Origin of the sequence: Nocardiopsis sp. CA-288880 (assembly GCF_050955985.1) — a bacterium.
Taxonomy (GTDB): Bacteria; Actinomycetota; Actinomycetes; order Streptosporangiales; family Streptosporangiaceae; genus Nocardiopsis; species Nocardiopsis tropica.
In genome coordinates, this window is the sequence record NZ_CP192105.1 from 1,509,853 (window position 1) to 1,525,627 (window position 15,775).

The following is a 15,775-nucleotide window of genomic DNA, read 5'->3' on the forward strand; positions in this document are numbered from 1 at the left end:
TCCCGCCCTGGCCAACCCGAATCACGTTCTGCCACAGTGGGGCCATGCGATCCCTCTACATCGACGGCGCCTGGCGCGACTCCGCCTCCGACGAGGCCCTGGACGTGGTGAACCCGGCGACAGAGCAGGTCATCGACACCGTTCCGGCCGGAACCGCCGAGGACGTCGAGGCCGCGGTCGAGGCCGCGGCCGCCGCCTTCCCGGCCTGGTCCGCGCTGACACCGGGGCAGCGCGTCACCCACCTGGCCAAGGCCCACGAGCTGTTCGGCGCCCGCATCGACGACATCGCCGCCGGGCTCACCCGGGACATGGGCGCGCCCGCGGTGTTCTCGCGCAGGGTGCAGGCGGGCCTGCCCGAGCTCATGTTCCGGACCTACATCGACCTGGTCGAGGAGGCCGGGGAGCGCTACTTCGGCGGTGAGACCGTCGGCAACTCCCTGGTGGTGCGCGAGCCCGTCGGCGTCGTCGGCGCCATCACGCCGTGGAACTACCCGCTCCACCAGATCGTCCTCAAGGTCGTCCCCGCCCTCCTGGCGGGCAACACCGTCGTCCTCAAGCCCAGCGAGATCGCCCCGCTCAGCGCCTACGCCCTCGCCGAGGTGTTCCACGACGCCGGGCTGCCCGCCGGGGTGTTCAACCTCGTGTCCGGCACCGGACCGGTCGTGGGGGAGGCCGTCGCCGCCCACCCGCGCGTGGACATGGTGTCCTTCACCGGCTCGACCCGCGCGGGGACCCGGGTCAGCCAGGTGGCCGCCGAGACCGTCAAGAGGGTCGCGCTCGAACTGGGCGGCAAGTCGCCCAACGTCATCCTGCCCGGCGCCGACCTCGCCAAGGCGGTCAAGCGCGGCGTCGCCGACGTCATGCGCAACACGGGCCAGAGCTGCAACGCGCTCACCCGCATGCTGGTCCACCGCGACAGCTACGAGGAGGCGGTCTCCCTCGCGGCCGGGTCCGCCGCCAAGTACGTGCCCGGCGACCCGGAGGACGAGGCCACCCGCCTGGGCCCGCTCGTCTCCGCCGCCCAGCTGGAGAAGGTCCGCGGCTACGTCCGGCTCGGCGTGGAGGAGGGCGCCCGCCTGGTCACGGGGGGTCCCGAGCCCGTCGAGGGCCGGGACCGGGGCTACTACGCCAAGCCCACCGTCTTCGCGGACGTGCGCAACGACATGCGCATCGCCCAGGAGGAGATCTTCGGCCCGGTGCTCGTCATGATCCCCTACGACACGGTGGAGGAGGCCGTCGCCGTCGCCAACGACACCGTGTACGGGCTCAACGCCGCCGTGTGGTCCGCCGACCGCGAGAGCGGGCTGGCCGTCGCCCGCAGGCTGAGGGCGGGACAGGTCGAGCTCAACGGCGGCGCGCTCAACCCCCGGGCGCCCTTCGGCGGCTACAAGCGCTCGGGGAACGGCCGTGAGTGGGGACTGGCGGGCCTGGAGGAGTTCTGCGAGGTCAAGGCCGTCCAGATGTGACCCACGGGGGGCCGGGACCGCGTCCGGTGTGCGCGGTCTCACGGCCCCCGGCGGCCCTTCCGAGGAATCGGCCCCGGTGACGGCCGCGTTGTGGGGTGTGGAAAAATTCCGTCTGGTCATCCCTGGTCGAACCCAATGAGGTGTGAGTTGAGCAGCAAGCCCGCGGTCTCCAAGGCAGGCCCCATCGGCAAGGACATCAAGTCGATGATCGTCTACAACGCCGTCGCCGTCATCTCGATGGCGCTCTTCGCCGTCCTGGGCCTGAGCGTGGCCGCCGCCGCCTCCGGCGCGGTCTGAGCGGACCCGTGCACGACGGCGCCCCGCCCGCGTCCCCGGACGCGGGGCGGGGCGCCGTGCCCGTCACCCCCGTGACCTGCCAGACTGGACACGTGCGTGTTTACCTTGGATCAGATCATGCGGGCTTCGAGCTCAAAGAACACCTCGTCTCCTGGCTGAAGGAGCGGGGCCACGACGTGGTCGACGCGGGACCCCGCGTCTACGACGCGGTCGACGACTACCCGCCCTTCGTCCTGCGCGCCGCCGAGGGCGTCGCCGCGGACCCCGGTTCGCTGGGAGTCGTCATCGGCGGCTCCGGGAACGGCGAGCAGATCGCCGCCAACAAGGTCAGGGGCGTCCGCGCCGCCCTGGCCTGGAGCGAGCAGACCGCCCGCCTGGCGCGCGAGCACAACGACGCCAACGTGCTCGGCATCGGCGGGCGGATGCACTCCCCGGAGGAGGCGACCCGCTTCGTGGAGGTCTTCCTCGCCACCCCGTACAGCGACGAGGAGCGGCACACCCGCCGCATCGCGATGCTGACCGGCTACGAGCAGACCGGCGAACTGCCGCCCCTCCCGTAACCCCGTCCCACGCCCCCGCCCGGCCGCCACGGTCCCGCGCGGGGGCGTTCCGCCGTCCGGGCCGCGCCAGCACAGGCCCCGCCCGCCTGCCCGCCCGCGGGCCGCACGGCCCTGGTGGGGCACGAGGCGCTGTGAGACCCTGGGGTCCGGCCGCGCCCCCGGGACGCGCGCCGCGCCCCGCCACCCGGACGCGGGCGGGTCCGGTCACGGCGCAGTGTCCGAGAAGGGTGTACATCCCCGGAAAACAGAGCCGTTCCCCGGGACCGGGGAAGTGCCCGACTCCGTACGCTCGGTTATCGGCTGAACCCAAACCCTCGGTTTGGGGGAGAACACCGCTGGTTGCACGTGCCAGGGCGACATGCCGCGCGCTACAGTTCGTGCACAGTGGCGGGCCCTCGTTGTCCGCGGCACGGTGGTGCCCGTCGATCGGCGTCTCCAGCCACCACGACCGGGGAGTGCCCCACACCGCCCCGGCCCGCCGAACAGGTGCCCGGTGGCGACGCGGCCCCCGCGGCCGTCCGACCGTGCCGTCCGACCGCGCCGCCCGAGAGGGCGACCCCGCTGGTGAGCGGGTGCGCCGATGATGAGGATCCATGAAGCCCACACCGACCGCCAAGACCACCCGGCTCCTGCGCTCCTCCGCGCAGAGGCTCGTCGCGGTGCTCCGGCGCAAGGTGCTGTTCCGCTACAGGCTCGTCCTCATCACCCTCGTCACCCTGGCCGTGGGGATCGGCGTCGGCGCCGTGTGGGGCCCCTCCGGGTGGTTCCCGCCCAGTTCCACGATCCTCACCGTCCTCGCGGGCGGTCTCCTCCTCAAGCGCAAGAGCCTGGCCTTCCTGCTCGGCGTGGTCGCCGCCGTCCTGGTCTTCGTCGCCTACATGCTCGACTTCGGCCAGGTCGGCCCCGGCCTGCTGGTCACGATCGGCGTCACCGCGGTCCTCTCCTACCTGCTGTCGGGCGTGCGCGAACGCCTGGGGGTGCAGGGCCTCAGCGGCGAGATGATGCTGCTGGACCTGCGCGACCGGATCCGGCACCAGGGCCGCATGCCCCGGCTCCCCGAGGGGTGGGGGCGGACCGCCGTCCTCCGCCAGGCCGGCGGCTCCTCCTTCGGAGGGGACTTCGTCGTCTCCATCCGCAGGGAGGACCGGCTGGACGTGGCCGTGGTGGACGTCTCCGGCAAGGGCGTGGACGCGGGGACCCGGGCGCTCATGCTCTCCGGGGCCTTCAGCGGACTCATCGGCGCGGTGCCCACGGGAGACTTCCTCTCCCACTGCAACGACTACCTGATGCGGAACAGCGGAGGCGAGGGCTTCGTGACCGCCGTGCACCTCAGTGTGGACCTCGACACAGGCGAGTACCAGATCGCCTCCGCGGGTCACCCGCCCGCGCTGCACTACGACAGCGGCGGCGGTCTCTGGAGCACCACCGAGGCCAAGGGCGTGGTCCTCGGGGTCATCCCCGAGATGACCTACACGTCCGTCCAGGGCAAGCTCCGCCCCGGTGACGCCATCATGCTCTGCACCGACGGCCTCATCGAAACCCCTGGTGAAGACCTCGACGCGGGGATCGACCGGCTCCTCGGCGAGGCCGAGCGGCTCGTCCCCCACGGGTTCGCCACCGGGGCCGGGGAGCTCGTCGACACCCTGTCCAAGGACAAGAACGACGACTGCGCCCTCGTCGTCCTCTGGCGCGACTGAGCCGCCCGGCCCCCGCGTGCCGCGCCGCCGGGGTGTGCGGTGCGGCGTCCGAGCCGGCCTGGGGGTAGGGTCGGAATGCTCCCCGTCCCCGCGTACGGCGGTCAGTCCGTACACGTCCCCGGATCGCCGTGCGCGCCCCCGCAGCCCCCGGGCGCCAACTCCCACGGCCCACCACACCAGTGACGACGGGACCGGAGCGGGGCCGCTCCACAGGCCCACCGCTATCCGAAGACTGGTGCCGCCCGCGGGTCCTCCCGCAGGGCGTAGGAGACGCGAGGGGGTGCTTCGCATGTCAGAAGGCGAGCGCGCTGAAGAACTGACCGATCTGGTCGAGAACAACGACCTGACCGGCATCCGGCTCTGGTTGGCCGAGCACAGGCCCCACGAGATCGCCGACGAACTCTCACGTATGGCCGGAGGCGAGGCGATCATCCCGTTCCGGCTCCTGGACAAGGACCGCGAGCTGGAGGTCTTCGAGGAACTCGACCCCAGCCAGCAGCAGGCCATCCTGCTCGGCCTCCGCGACAGCGCCTTCCACGAGATCCTGGAGGAGATGGACCCGGACGACCGGGCCCGCCTCATCGGGGAGGCGCCGGCGAAGATCGCCACCCGAGCCCTGGCCGGCCTCAGTCCCGCCGAGCGCAAGATGACCGCCGCCCTCCTGGGGTACCCCGAGGACGCCGTCGGCCGGTTCATGACCCCGGAGACCGTCATCCTGCACCGCGACCTGACGGTGCACCGCGCCCTGGAGGTCGTGCGCGCCCGGGGGGCGGACGCCGAGACCATCTACACCCTGCCGGTGGTGAGCGACGGCCGCCGCCTCGTCGGCACGGTGACCCTGGGGGACCTGGTCGTCAGCGACGACGACCGGCTGCTCAAGGACATCGTCGACGTGTTCGCCCCCCGCGTCGGCGCCTCGGAGCCCGCGGAGGACGCCGCACGCCTGATGCAGGAGGCCAACCTGGTCTCCCTGGCCGTGGTGGACTCCGAGGACCGGTTCGTGGGCCTGCTGACCTTCGACGACGCCCTGGAGGTCATCGAGGCCGCCGACTCCGAGGACATGGCCCGGCAGTCCGGCGCCAGCCCCGTCGGCGACCACTACGTCTCCGTCAGCGTGCTGCGGCTCGTGGGCGCGAGGTCGGTCTGGCTGATGCTGCTCATCGTCGCGGCCACGTTGACAGTCAACGTCATGCAGGCGTTCGAGGCCACGCTGGAGGAGGTCACGGCCCTGGCGATGTTCGTGCCGATGCTCATCGGCACCGGCGGGAACGTCGGCGCCCAGTCGGCCACCGCCATCGTGCGCGCCCTGGCCGTGGGCGAGGTGCGGGTGCGCGACCTCCCCCGGGTCATCTGGAAGGAGGCGCGGGTCGGGCTGCTCCTGGGCATCATGCTCGCGGGCCTCGCCCTGGCCATCGGCTCCCTGCTCGTCGGGTTCGCCGTCGCCGCGGTGGTGGCGTGCTCGGTGATCGCGGTGTGCACGTGGGCGGCCGTCATCGGATCGGCCATGCCGCTGCTCGCGCGCAAGGTCGGCGTGGACCCCGCCGTGGTGTCCTCACCGATGGTGGCGACCCTCGTGGACGCCACCGGCCTGATCATCTACTTCTCCATCGCCCGCCTCGTCCTGGGCATCTGATCCGCCCGGACCGACCGCCCGGTCTGCACAATCCGCATGAAGAGGGTGTGAACCGGGTATCGCGTCAGGAGCAGGACGGATCTAGGGGGGATTCCATGTCCGGTACCGGAGATGCGTTCAAGCGGCTGAAGAAGGCCGTCGACGACAACGCCGAGAAGGCCCAGGGGCTGGTCGGCAAGGCAGCCGACGCCGCGAAGAGGGCTACGGGAGGTGCCCACGACGACAGGATCGACAAGGGGGCCGGAGCCGCGACGGAGTACCTGCGCAAGCGTGCACGGGAGGACAGGAAGTAGCGCCGGCCGCCGTGCGTGAGCGGGGCGGGCGGGGTGCGTCCACAATGGAGGATGCCCTCACCCGCCCCGTTCCCTTCCCCCGGCCCGGACGGGCCGACCGCCCCGCGGGGGGCGCCGGCCGTGCCGCGGCCCCCGGCGGACCTCCCCGCCGTACCCGGCGCGACGGACCGGGAGACTGTGCAGGACCCCGTTGGCAGCCGTGCGCCCACCGTGGTTTCGGACGCCTCGAACACACCGGTGCGCGGAGGGGGCCCGAGGGGTCCCGGCGGCCCCCGGCGCCCGGGCGGGGCCGGGGCGGGACGGGGAGGCGGACGCCTGCCGGTCCTGGCCGCCAGGGTCCGCATGCCGCTGATGTGGGCCGCCACCCTCCTCCTGCTCGCGGCCTACGCCGGCGTGCCGTGGTGGGCGGGCGCCGGGCTGCTCGTCGCGGCCCTGGCCGTGTACCTGCGGCTCGGCACGGTGCGGCGCGAGCCCAGGACGGTGCTGCCACCGGTGCGCGGCAGGTGGATGGCGCTCACGAGCCCCGTTGACGGGATCCCGAGCCAGGGCAGCCACGCCTACGGGCAGACCTATGCGCTCGGCCTGGTCGCCGAGCCGGGGGGAGGGGCCCGGCCCGACATCGCCTGGCGTCCGCTCAGCCGCCCGCCGGAGGACTTCCCGGCGTTCGGCAGGTCCGTGTACGCCCCCGCCGACGGCACGGTGGTCACCGCGCACGACGGGCGGCGCGACCACCGCAGCCGCAATTCCTGGCCGTGGCTCTTCGGGGCGGTGGTGGAGAACGCCCTGCGGGAGCTGCGCGGCCCCTCGGGGGTGCTCGGCAACCACCTGGTGATCGACGTCGGGGGAGGTGACCACCTGCTCCTCGGCCACCTGGCGCGGGGCTCCCTGACGGTCGGCCGCGGGGACAGGGTGCGGGCGGGCCAGGTGGTGACCAGGTGCGGGAACTCGGGGGCGTGCACCGAACCGCAGGTGCGCGTGCAGCTCATGGACCACAGGCGCCCCCTGTTCGCGGCGGGCCTGCCGATCGTGTGGGCCCCGGGCTGGAACGGCTGGGACGACGGGGCGGGGCTGCCGGAGACCTGGCGGCCCGTCGTGGTCGAGGGCCCCGGGGTCGAGGAGGTACCCGCTGGTCAGGAGGCCGGGGGAGACGATTACGCTGGTGAGGTAAGGCGAACCTCACGAAACCGGTGAGAGGGGTGGGTGTGAGCGCTGCGGAGGGGCGGCCCTGTCAGTTGACGGTCTGCCGGGGGTGCTGCTGCGGGACCCGGAAGAAGGTCCCCGGCGTGGACCACAAGGCCCAGCTCGCCCGCCTCGGCGCCATCGAGGACCACTCCGGCCGTACCGTCCCCGTCCGCACCAGCAAGTGCCTGGGCATCTGCTTCGAGGCCGACGTGGTGGTCGTGCAGCCGTCCGGGGAGGGGCGCGCCGCCGGGGGCCGTCCCGTCTGGCTGGGGCGGGTCACCGAGGACGAGCTGCTCGAGGCCGTCGACGACTGGATCTTCGACGGCGGTCCCGGCCTCGCGCCGCTGCCCGCGGTCCTGGCCGGCCACGTCACCTCCAAGGACGCCAAGAAGCCGAAGAAGGGCAAGAAGCCCAAGCACTCCAAGGCCGCCAAGAAGGAGCGCAGGAAGGCCGGGAAGGGTTCCGGGGGGAAGGGGCCCGAGGGGGCGTCCCGGCCGGAGAAGGGGGCGGACAAGGGCCGGGCGGGGTCCGAGAAGTCCGACAAGGCGAAGAAGAAGGCCGAGAAGAAGGCGAAGAAGGCGAAGAAGGCCGAGAAGAAGGCCCGCAAGAAGGCCCGCAAGGAGGCCGAGGGGGCCGGACGCGGTTAGGGCGTGTCCCGCGGGCCGTTGCGGGCCCGCGCTCCCGCCGGGACCCGCAGGGGATCCGGGAGCGCGGCCCCGCCCCCGGCCTCAGGTCCTCGACTGCGGCGCGAACTGGGTCCGGTAGAGGGCCGTGTAGAGCCCCTCGCGTCCCAGCAGCTCGTCGTGCGTGCCGCGCTCCAGGACGCGCCCGTCCTCCAGCACCAGGATCTGGTCGGCCTCGCGGACGGTGGCCAGCCGGTGCGCGATCACCAGGGACGTCCGCCCCTCCAGCGCGACCGCCAGGGCCTCCTGCACGGCGGCCTCGGACTCCGAGTCCAGGTGCGCGGTGGCCTCGTCCAGCACCACCACCGACGGAGCCTTCAACAACAGGCGGGCGATCGCCAGCCTCTGCTTCTCACCGCCGGAGAGCCGGTAACCCCGGTCGCCGACCATCGTGTCCAGGCCGTTCGGCAGCTGGTCCAGGAGCGTCCCGAGGCGGGCCGTGCGCAGCGCCTCCTCCAGTTCGGCGTCGGTCGCCCCGGGGCGCGCGTAGCGGAGGTTCGCGCCCACCGTGTCGTGGAACAGCTGGGCGTCCTGCGTGACCACGCCCACCGCCTCGCGCAGCGAGTCCCCGGTCACCCCGCGCAGGTCCAGCCCGCCGACGCGCACCGCGCCCTCGGTGGGGTCGTACAGGCGGGAGACCAGGTGGGTCAGCGTCGTCTTGCCGGCGCCGGACGGCCCCACGAGGGCCACCATCGTGCCCGCCGCGGCCCGGAACGACACCCCGCTCAGCACCTGGGTGTCGTCGTCGACCTCGGCGTGCGGGGCCAGCTCCAGCGACGCGACCGAGGACTCGCGGGCCCCCGGGTAGCGGAAGGACACCTGGTCGAACTCGATGCCCAGGGGCCCCGGGGGGAGGTCCCGCGCGTCCGGGTCCTCCTTGATACCCGGTTCCAGGTCCAGCACCTCGAAGACCCGGTCGAAGGAGACCAGCGCGGTCATGATCTCCACGTGCACGTTGGACAGCGTCGTCACCGGCCCGTAGAGCCGGGTGAGCAGGGTGGTGAGCGCGACCAGGGTGCCCACCTCGAACGCCCCGCCGATCGCCAGCACCCCGCCGACCCCGTACACCATCGCCATCGCCAGGGCCGTGATCAGGCCCAGCATGCTGAAGAGCAGGGAGCCGAGGACGGCCTGGCGGACGCCCAGGTCGCGGACCCGGCCGGCCCGGTCGGCGAACCCCGCCGACTCCTCGTCCGGGCGGCCGTACAGCTTGACCAGCATCGCGCCGCCGACGTTGAACCGCTCGGTCATGAGGGAGCTCATGTCCGCGTTGTTGTCCATCGCGTCGCGGGAGATGTGGGCGAGCCTGCGCCCGATGAGCTTCGCGGGGACCACGAACAGCGGGACCAGGACGAGGGCGAGCAGTGTCACCTGCCACGACAGGGCGAGCATCGTGACGAGCACCGCCACCGCGCTGATCAGGTTGGACAGCACCGACTGGAGCACGGAGGTGATCGCGCGCTGCGCGCCCACCACGTCCGTGTTGAGCCTGCTGATCAGCGAACCCGTCTGGGTGCGCGTGAAGAACGACAGCGGCATCCGCTGCACGTGGGTGAAGACCTGGGTGCGCAGGAGGTAGATGACGCCCTCGCCGATCCGCGCGGACAGCCACCGGCCGAGCAGCGTCAGCCCGCCCTCCAGGACGGCCAGCCCCGCCGCGGCGACCGCCAGCCACACCACGAGGGAGGCGTCCCCCGGGAGGATGCCCTCGTCGATGATGGCCCTGAGCAGGAGGGGATTGGCGACCACGATGGCGGAGCCGACCGAGGTCACCAGGAGGAACCACAGGATCGCCCGCCAGTGGGGGCGGGCGTAGGAGACGATCCGGCGGGTGAGGCCGGGGGGCAGTTGCTTGCCCTTCGCGCTCCCGTCGTTGACCAGGGACCTGTAGGAAGGTCTTCCCGACATCATGGACATGGGCGGCCCCGTTCTTCTCGCTGCTTCGCCACGCATGCGTCAACGCCCGCGCCCGTGCACGGCTTCCCGGGGAGGGCGCGCCGCCCGGCCGGCGGCCGGTGCGGCGACCCGTGCGGGGTCGCCCGGACGCCGCCGTGCCGGGGGCCTCCGGCGGCCCAGGGGGTCAGAGGGAGTGGGCGAGCCGGCCCAGCGCGGCCGTGGTGGAGCGGCCGGGGGTGAACGGCAGCTCCCACGCCTGGGCGCCGAGGGCGTCGGCTCCGCGGATCTTGGCCTGCGTGTACCGGTCCCCGGCGGTGTAGGCCAGGGCGGCGGGGTCGAGCGGGCGCAGGAGTTCGGCGTAGGCGGACCAGTCGGCGACCCCGGGCGGGCCCTCGATGACGAAGGCGCCGCTGACACAGGCGAGCGCGGCCACCGTCTCGGCGCGCTCCTCGGCGGGGTTCACGGGGCGTCCGGGCCCCTTCCAGGCGCCCACCCTGCGGTCGGACTCGATGCCGACGACGAGGGGCAGGCCGCGTTCGGCGATGGACCGGAGGAAGCGGACGTGTCCGACGTGCAGGACGTCGAAGGCCCCGGTGACGACGGCGGGCCGCTCCAGGAGTTCGGGCCGCTCGAACCAGTGGGCGCCGAGGGGAGTGTCGGCGCCGTGCGTCGCGTCCGTGTCCGTCATTCAGCCACCCGTCCCAACGAAGCGAGGGCCCCCGTGTCCGATCCGCGCCGACGGGTTCGCCCGAAAGGTCAACGTACCCGTTCGGGGCGGGTATTCCGCCTCGGGGGAGCAGGACCGGGCTCCGGGGTCCGCCGGGTCCGTGGGGCGGCCGGGGCGTTCGCGCGGGGGTGCGCCGTGCCGTGGAGACGGGGCGCCCCGGTGCGAGGGCCCCGGCAGGAGGGGCCGCAGCCCGGGGTGGAGCGGTGGAGCGGGCGACGAGAATCGAACTCGCATGACCAGCTTGGAAGGCTGGGGTTCTACCATTGAACTACGCCCGCGTGGCGCCGGAGCCTTCGAGTTTCCTCTAGACTCGTGGAGCCGACGGAGACAAGAGTACAGTCTCCCGAGCCGTGGTCGCACCCTCATCCCGGGAGTGCGATCCTTGGTGCGGTGTACGGGGTGTAGCGCAGCTTGGTTAGCGCGCATGCTTTGGGAGCATGAGGCCGCGGGTTCGAATCCCGCCACCCCGACGAAACCATCCGTGGCATCGGCCTCCGGCCGTACGCCGTGGCCCCCTGTGTATCTGCCCTAGACTTGGTGCGATCAGCAGGAAACTGTAAGTCCCAGCCCGTCGCAGGGCACCCCGTGTGAACGTGGTCGTCAAGGCCCCGGGGTGCGCTCGTGCATTTCGCCGTTGTGTGTGGTGCGCCTGCGGGCCGACGCGGACACCAGCCGGCAAACCTAGGAGTACCGCCCCGTGAAGACCGATGTCGAGGAGCTGAGCCCCACCCGGGTCAAGCTGACCATCGAGGTGCCCTTCGAGGAGCTCGATCACGCTTTCGACGTGACGTACAAGTCGCTCGCCAAGCAGGTCCGGATCAAGGGCTTCCGCCCGGGCAAGGCGCCGGCGCGGCTGATCGACCGCTACGTCGGCCGCGGCGCGGTGATCAGCGAAGCGGTCAACCACGCCGTCCCGGAGCTCTACAACGAAGCCATCCAGAAGGAGGAGCTCTTCGCGCTCGGCCAGCCCGACGTGGAGGTCACCAAGCTGGAGGACAACGAGGAGCTCGCGTTCACCGCCGAGGTCGACGTCCGCCCCAAGTTCGAGGTCGAGAACTACAAGGGCATCGAGGTGACCGTCGACAGCGCCGAGGTCACCGACGAGCAGGTCGACGAGCAGATCGGCACGCTGCGCGAGCGCTTCTCCACCCTCGTGGGGGCCGACCGCCCCGTCGAGACCGGTGACCACCTGTCCATCGACCTCTCCGCCGCGATCGACGGCGAGAAGCTCGACGACGTGGCGGTCAGCGGCTACTCCTACGAGGTCGGCACCAACGCCATGCTGGAGGGCCTCGACGAGACCCTCGTGGGCATGGAGGCCGGCGGCGAGGCCACCTTCAAGACCACCCTCGTCGGTGGTGAGCACGAGGGCAAGGAGGCGGACGTCACCGTCACCGTGCACAGTGTGAAGGTCAAGGAGCTGCCCGAGCTGGACGACGAGTTCGCCCAGCTGGCCTCCGAGTTCGACACGATCGAGGAGCTGCGCGACGACGTGCGCAAGCGCATGTCGGAGGTCCGCCGCCTCCAGCAGCTCTCCGCGGCCCGTGACAAGGCCCTGGAGCAGCTGATCGAGTCCGTCGACGTGCCGCTGCCCGACGCGGTCGTCGACGAGGAGATCACCCGCCGTCGCCAGAGCCTGGAGCAGCAGCTCGCCCAGGGCGGTCTCACCAAGGAGGCCTACCTGGAGTCGCAGGAGAAGACCGAGGAGGAGTTCGACGAAGAGCTCACCACGGGCGCCCGCTCGGCCGTCAAGGCCGGGTTCATCCTCGACCAGCTGGCGATCCAGGAGGACCTGAGCGCCGACCAGGGCGAGCTCAGCCAGTACGTGTTCGAGCAGGCCCAGCGCATGGGCGTGAGCCCGGACCAGCTGGCCCAGCACCTGGTCGAGTCCAACCAGATCCGCGTCGCCTTCACCGAGGTCGTCCGCGGCAAGGCCATGGACCTGGTCCTGGCCGGCGCCCGGGTCACCGACGAGGACGGCAACGTCATCGAGCAGGAGAACGCCGAGGAGACCGCGGCCAAGGCCGCCGCGGTCGCCGCCGAGGAGTCCCTCGAGGTCATCGAGGACGACGCAGAGGAGACCGGGGCCCCCGCGGCCGCGGCCGACGAGGCCGGCGACGACAAGTCCGAGGAAGCCAAGTAGGCTTCCCGCCCGGCGTGCGCGGGCCCCGACCGACCCCTCGGGCCGGTCGGGGCCCGACGTGTTCGCTGGTGGAGGAAAGTGCTGTACGGGCCCTGCGCCACCCTGCGCTCAAAGCGAACAGGGACGGTATCCGGACGAGCCCGGCTTCCGTCGGCGTTAGTGTCGCTGTATCGCAACCGTTTCGATTCCGGAGCAGGTGACGAGAGTGCCGCCGACCTTTGATGAGTCCCCGCGATTCGACGCTCGTACGTCCGAGTCGCAGATTTCCCCTTTTATTGAGCAGACGCCTCAGCGCCTGTTGCGCCAGCGAATCGTTTTCCTCGGCCAGCAGGTCGACGACGAGATCGCCAACCGCCTGGTTGGTGAGCTCCTGCTGCTGTCCGCCGAGGACCGCCAGCGGGACATCACCCTGTACATCAACTCGCCGGGTGGGTCCGTGACCGCGGGCATGGCGATCTACGACGTCATGCAGTACATCCCCAACGATGTCCGTACCGTCGGCATCGGCATGGCCGCGTCCATGGGCCAGATGCTCCTGTGCGCCGGCGCCCCCGGCAAGCGCTACGCGCTGCCGCACACCCGCGTCATGATGCACCAGCCGTCCGGTGGCATCGGGGGCACCGCCTCCGACATCCGGATCCTGGCAGACCAGCTGCTCTACGTGAAGAAGATGTTCATCGAGAAGATCTCCGAGCACACGGGGCAGACGGTCGAGCAGATCGAGAAGGACGCCGACCGCGACCGCTGGTTCACCGCTCAGGCGGCCAAGGAGTACGGCTTCATCGACGAGGTGCTCGAGGGCACCCTCGACGTGACCAGGTGACCGTACCCAGAGTTGACCCGTCGGACCTGGTCCCAGGAACGGCGCAGTGCGTGGAAGGCGTGAAATGACCGAGTACAACCCCAGTCTCATCGGCGGCGCGGCCTCGATGGCTCCCCAGAGCCGCTACGTCCTGCCGTCCTACGTGGAGCGGACGTCGTACGGCGTCAAGGAGATGAATCCGTACAACAAGCTCTTCGAGGAGCGGATCATCTTCGTCGGCGTGCAGATCGACGACACGTCGGCCAACGACCTGATGGCCCAGCTCATCACCCTTGAGCAGCTCGACTCCGAGCGGGACATCCAGATGTACATCAACTCGCCCGGAGGGTCTTTCACGTCCCTCATGGCGATCTACGACACGATGCAGTTCGTGCGCCCCGACATCCAGACGGTGTGCATCGGCCAGGCCGCGTCGGCAGCCGCGATCCTGCTCGCGGGAGGCACGGCCGGGAAGCGCGGCGCGCTCCCCAACGCCCGGATCCTGATCCACCAGCCCGCGACCGAGGGCATGCACGGCCAGGCCAGCGACATCGAGATCCAGGCGAACGAGATCACCCGTATCCGTACGCAGCTGGAGACCACCCTGGCCCGCCACACCGGTCGTACGCCGGAGCAGGTCTCCAAGGACATCGAGCGGGACAAGATCCTCACGGCGGAGGAGGCCAAGGAGTACGGCATCATCGACTTCGTGCTGCCGTACCGCAAGGCCTCCCTCAAGTAGGGGTGTGACGGAGCCGAAAGTCCTTCCGCGGCCCCCGGCGAACGGGGTGTTCCGCCGGGGATTCTCGGCAGTGGTGAAGCGTGGGCCGGACCGGCCCTTGACCCGCCTGGGGGAGCCCGGTGGTGAAGCCGGTCCGGTTTTTCGCTTAGTCTGGCGGAGAGCGACACACAGATCGCCCCGTCCGTGACCTTCGTGGACGGGTACGGGAGATTCGACTTCCGTGCGGTTTCGCGTCAGAGCGGCACCGGCGGGGCGGCCTTAGTTTTGAGGAGTGGCTGGGTGGCACGCATCGGCGACGGCGGGGACCTGCTGAAGTGCTCATTCTGCGGTAAGAGCCAGAAGCAGGTGAAGAAGCTCATCGCCGGCCCCGGCGTGTACATCTGCGATGAGTGCATCGATCTGTGCAACGAGATCATCGAAGAGGAACTCGCCGACGCCACCGAGCTGTCGTGGGACTCGTTGCCGAAGCCGCGGGAGATCTACGAGTTCCTGGACTCGTATGTGATCGGTCAGGACCAGGCGAAGAAGGCCTTGTCGGTGGCGGTGTACAACCACTACAAGCGTGTGCGGTCGGAGGGTGAGCGTCCGGGGTCGGAGGGCGTGGAGATCGCGAAGTCCAACATCTTGCTGTTGGGTCCGACGGGGTCGGGGAAGACGCTGTTGGCGCAGACGTTGGCGCGGATCCTGAATGTGCCGTTCGCGATCGCGGACGCGACGGCGCTGACGGAGGCGGGGTATGTGGGGGAGGATGTGGAGAACATCCTGCTCAAGTTGATCCAGGCGGCTGATTACGATGTGAAGAAGGCCGAGACGGGGATCATCTATATCGATGAGGTCGACAAGGTCGCGCGCAAGAGTGAGAATCCCTCGATCACGCGTGATGTGTCGGGTGAGGGTGTGCAGCAGGCGTTGTTGAAGATCTTGGAGGGGACGACGGCGAGTGTGCCGCCCCAGGGTGGGCGCAAGCATCCGCACCAGGAGTTCATTCAGATCGATACGACGAATGTGTTGTTCATCTGTGGTGGGGCGTTCGCGGGTCTGGAGAAGATCATCGAGTCGCGGACGGGTCAGCAGGGGATGGGGTTCAATGCGGTTCTGCGGCCTCGGGGTGAGGTGGCGGAGTCGGGGTTGTTCGGTGAGGTGATGCCGGAGGACCTGTTGAAGTTCGGGATGATTCCGGAGTTCATCGGTCGGTTGCCGGTGATCACGAGTGTGGATGATCTGGATCGTGGGGCGTTGATCCGGATTTTGACGGAGCCGCGTAATGCGTTGGTGAAGCAGTATCAGCGGTTGTTCGAGTTGGACGGTGTGGGGTTGGAGTTCACGCCGGAGGCTTTGGAGGCGATTGCTGAGCAGGGGATTATTCGGGGGACGGGTGCGCGTGGGTTGCGGGCGATCATCGAGGAGGTGTTGTTGTCGGTGATGTACGAGGTGCCTTCGCGTGAGGATGTGGGGCAGGTGATCATCAGTCGGGAGACGGTGATCGACAACGTGAACCCCACGATCGTGCCGCGGGCCCAGCTGGACTCCGACCACCAGGAGAAGTCCGCCTGATCCCGCCGCGGTGCGGCCCCCGGGGCCGACTGCGGTACGCGAGAGGGGCGCCCCCGGCCCGGGGGCGCCCCTCTCGCGTCCTCGGACGGGCCGCCGGACA

Annotated in this window: 14 protein-coding genes and 2 tRNA genes; 13 read left to right on the forward strand and 3 right to left on the reverse strand. The window is 70.8% G+C overall.

The genetic code is table 11. The annotated features are described in order from the left end of the window. The first annotated feature begins 44 nt into the window (after positions 1-44). From ACQPYD_RS06625 to ACQPYD_RS06660, 8 genes are all read left to right on the forward strand, one after another. A complete protein-coding gene (locus tag ACQPYD_RS06625; RefSeq protein ID WP_433700219.1) occupies positions 45-1,466 on the forward strand; it encodes an aldehyde dehydrogenase family protein in 1,422 nt (473 codons plus the stop codon). A gap of 147 nt (positions 1,467-1,613) precedes the next feature. Further along, on the forward strand, positions 1,614-1,763 hold the full coding sequence (locus tag ACQPYD_RS06630; protein ID WP_267948581.1) for a hypothetical protein: 150 nt from the start codon (positions 1,614-1,616) through the stop codon (positions 1,761-1,763). A 92-nt stretch (positions 1,764-1,855) separates the two neighbouring features. After that, a complete protein-coding gene (locus ACQPYD_RS06635; RefSeq protein WP_267948582.1) occupies positions 1,856-2,323 on the forward strand; it encodes a ribose-5-phosphate isomerase in 468 nt (155 codons plus the stop codon). 593 nt (positions 2,324-2,916) lie between these two features. Continuing rightward, a complete protein-coding gene (locus tag ACQPYD_RS06640) occupies positions 2,917-4,020 on the forward strand; it encodes a PP2C family protein-serine/threonine phosphatase (RefSeq protein WP_267948583.1) in 1,104 nt (367 codons plus the stop codon). A 289-nt stretch (positions 4,021-4,309) separates the two neighbouring features. After that, entirely contained in the window at positions 4,310-5,653 is a 1,344-nt protein-coding gene (gene mgtE / locus ACQPYD_RS06645) for a magnesium transporter (protein ID WP_433700220.1), read from the forward strand. Positions 5,654-5,748: 95 nt separating this feature from the next. Then, complete coding sequence (locus ACQPYD_RS06650; RefSeq protein ID WP_267948585.1) at positions 5,749-5,946, forward strand: antitoxin; 198 nt, start codon at positions 5,749-5,751, stop codon at positions 5,944-5,946. A 342-nt stretch (positions 5,947-6,288) separates the two neighbouring features. Beyond that, positions 6,289-7,137, forward strand: coding sequence for a peptidoglycan DD-metalloendopeptidase family protein (locus ACQPYD_RS06655; RefSeq protein ID WP_433700221.1), 849 nt, complete (start codon positions 6,289-6,291; stop codon positions 7,135-7,137). A 92-nt stretch (positions 7,138-7,229) separates the two neighbouring features. Beyond that, positions 7,230-7,775 (forward strand): (2Fe-2S) ferredoxin domain-containing protein, encoded by a 546-nt coding sequence (locus tag ACQPYD_RS06660; RefSeq protein WP_433700222.1) that lies wholly within the window; start codon positions 7,230-7,232, stop codon positions 7,773-7,775. An 81-nt stretch (positions 7,776-7,856) separates the two neighbouring features. Here the strand turns inward: ACQPYD_RS06660 and ACQPYD_RS06665 are convergent, their stop codons facing one another. The 3 genes from ACQPYD_RS06665 to ACQPYD_RS06675 form a co-directional block, all read right to left on the reverse strand. Next, the gene (locus tag ACQPYD_RS06665; RefSeq protein WP_433701975.1) at positions 7,857-9,722 is read right to left on the reverse strand and encodes an ABC transporter ATP-binding protein; all 1,866 of its coding nucleotides are present in this window, start codon (positions 9,720-9,722) and stop codon (positions 7,857-7,859) included. A gap of 169 nt (positions 9,723-9,891) precedes the next feature. After that, on the reverse strand, positions 9,892-10,395 hold the full coding sequence (locus ACQPYD_RS06670; protein ID WP_267948588.1) for an adenylyltransferase/cytidyltransferase family protein: 504 nt from the start codon (positions 10,393-10,395) through the stop codon (positions 9,892-9,894). Positions 10,396-10,638: 243 nt separating this feature from the next. Beyond that, a tRNA-Gly gene (locus ACQPYD_RS06675) sits at positions 10,639-10,712 on the reverse strand. Positions 10,713-10,829: 117 nt separating this feature from the next. Between ACQPYD_RS06675 and ACQPYD_RS06680 the strand changes: the two genes are divergently transcribed. The 5 genes from ACQPYD_RS06680 to clpX all read left to right on the forward strand — a co-directional run bounded on the left by ACQPYD_RS06680 (position 10,830) and on the right by clpX (position 15,675). Beyond that, positions 10,830-10,904, forward strand: a tRNA-Pro gene (locus ACQPYD_RS06680). A 227-nt stretch (positions 10,905-11,131) separates the two neighbouring features. Then, entirely contained in the window at positions 11,132-12,577 is a 1,446-nt protein-coding gene (gene tig / locus ACQPYD_RS06685) for a trigger factor (RefSeq protein ID WP_344184639.1), read from the forward strand. 298 nt (positions 12,578-12,875) lie between these two features. Next, positions 12,876-13,400, forward strand: a complete 525-nt coding sequence (locus ACQPYD_RS06690) for a ClpP family protease (protein ID WP_267948590.1) — start codon at positions 12,876-12,878, stop codon at positions 13,398-13,400. A 64-nt stretch (positions 13,401-13,464) separates the two neighbouring features. Further along, positions 13,465-14,121 (forward strand): ATP-dependent Clp protease proteolytic subunit, encoded by a 657-nt coding sequence (locus tag ACQPYD_RS06695; RefSeq protein WP_267948591.1) that lies wholly within the window; start codon positions 13,465-13,467, stop codon positions 14,119-14,121. A gap of 279 nt (positions 14,122-14,400) precedes the next feature. After that, entirely contained in the window at positions 14,401-15,675 is a 1,275-nt protein-coding gene (clpX, locus tag ACQPYD_RS06700; protein WP_267948592.1) for an ATP-dependent Clp protease ATP-binding subunit ClpX, read from the forward strand. Positions 15,676-15,775: the final 100 nt, after the last annotated feature.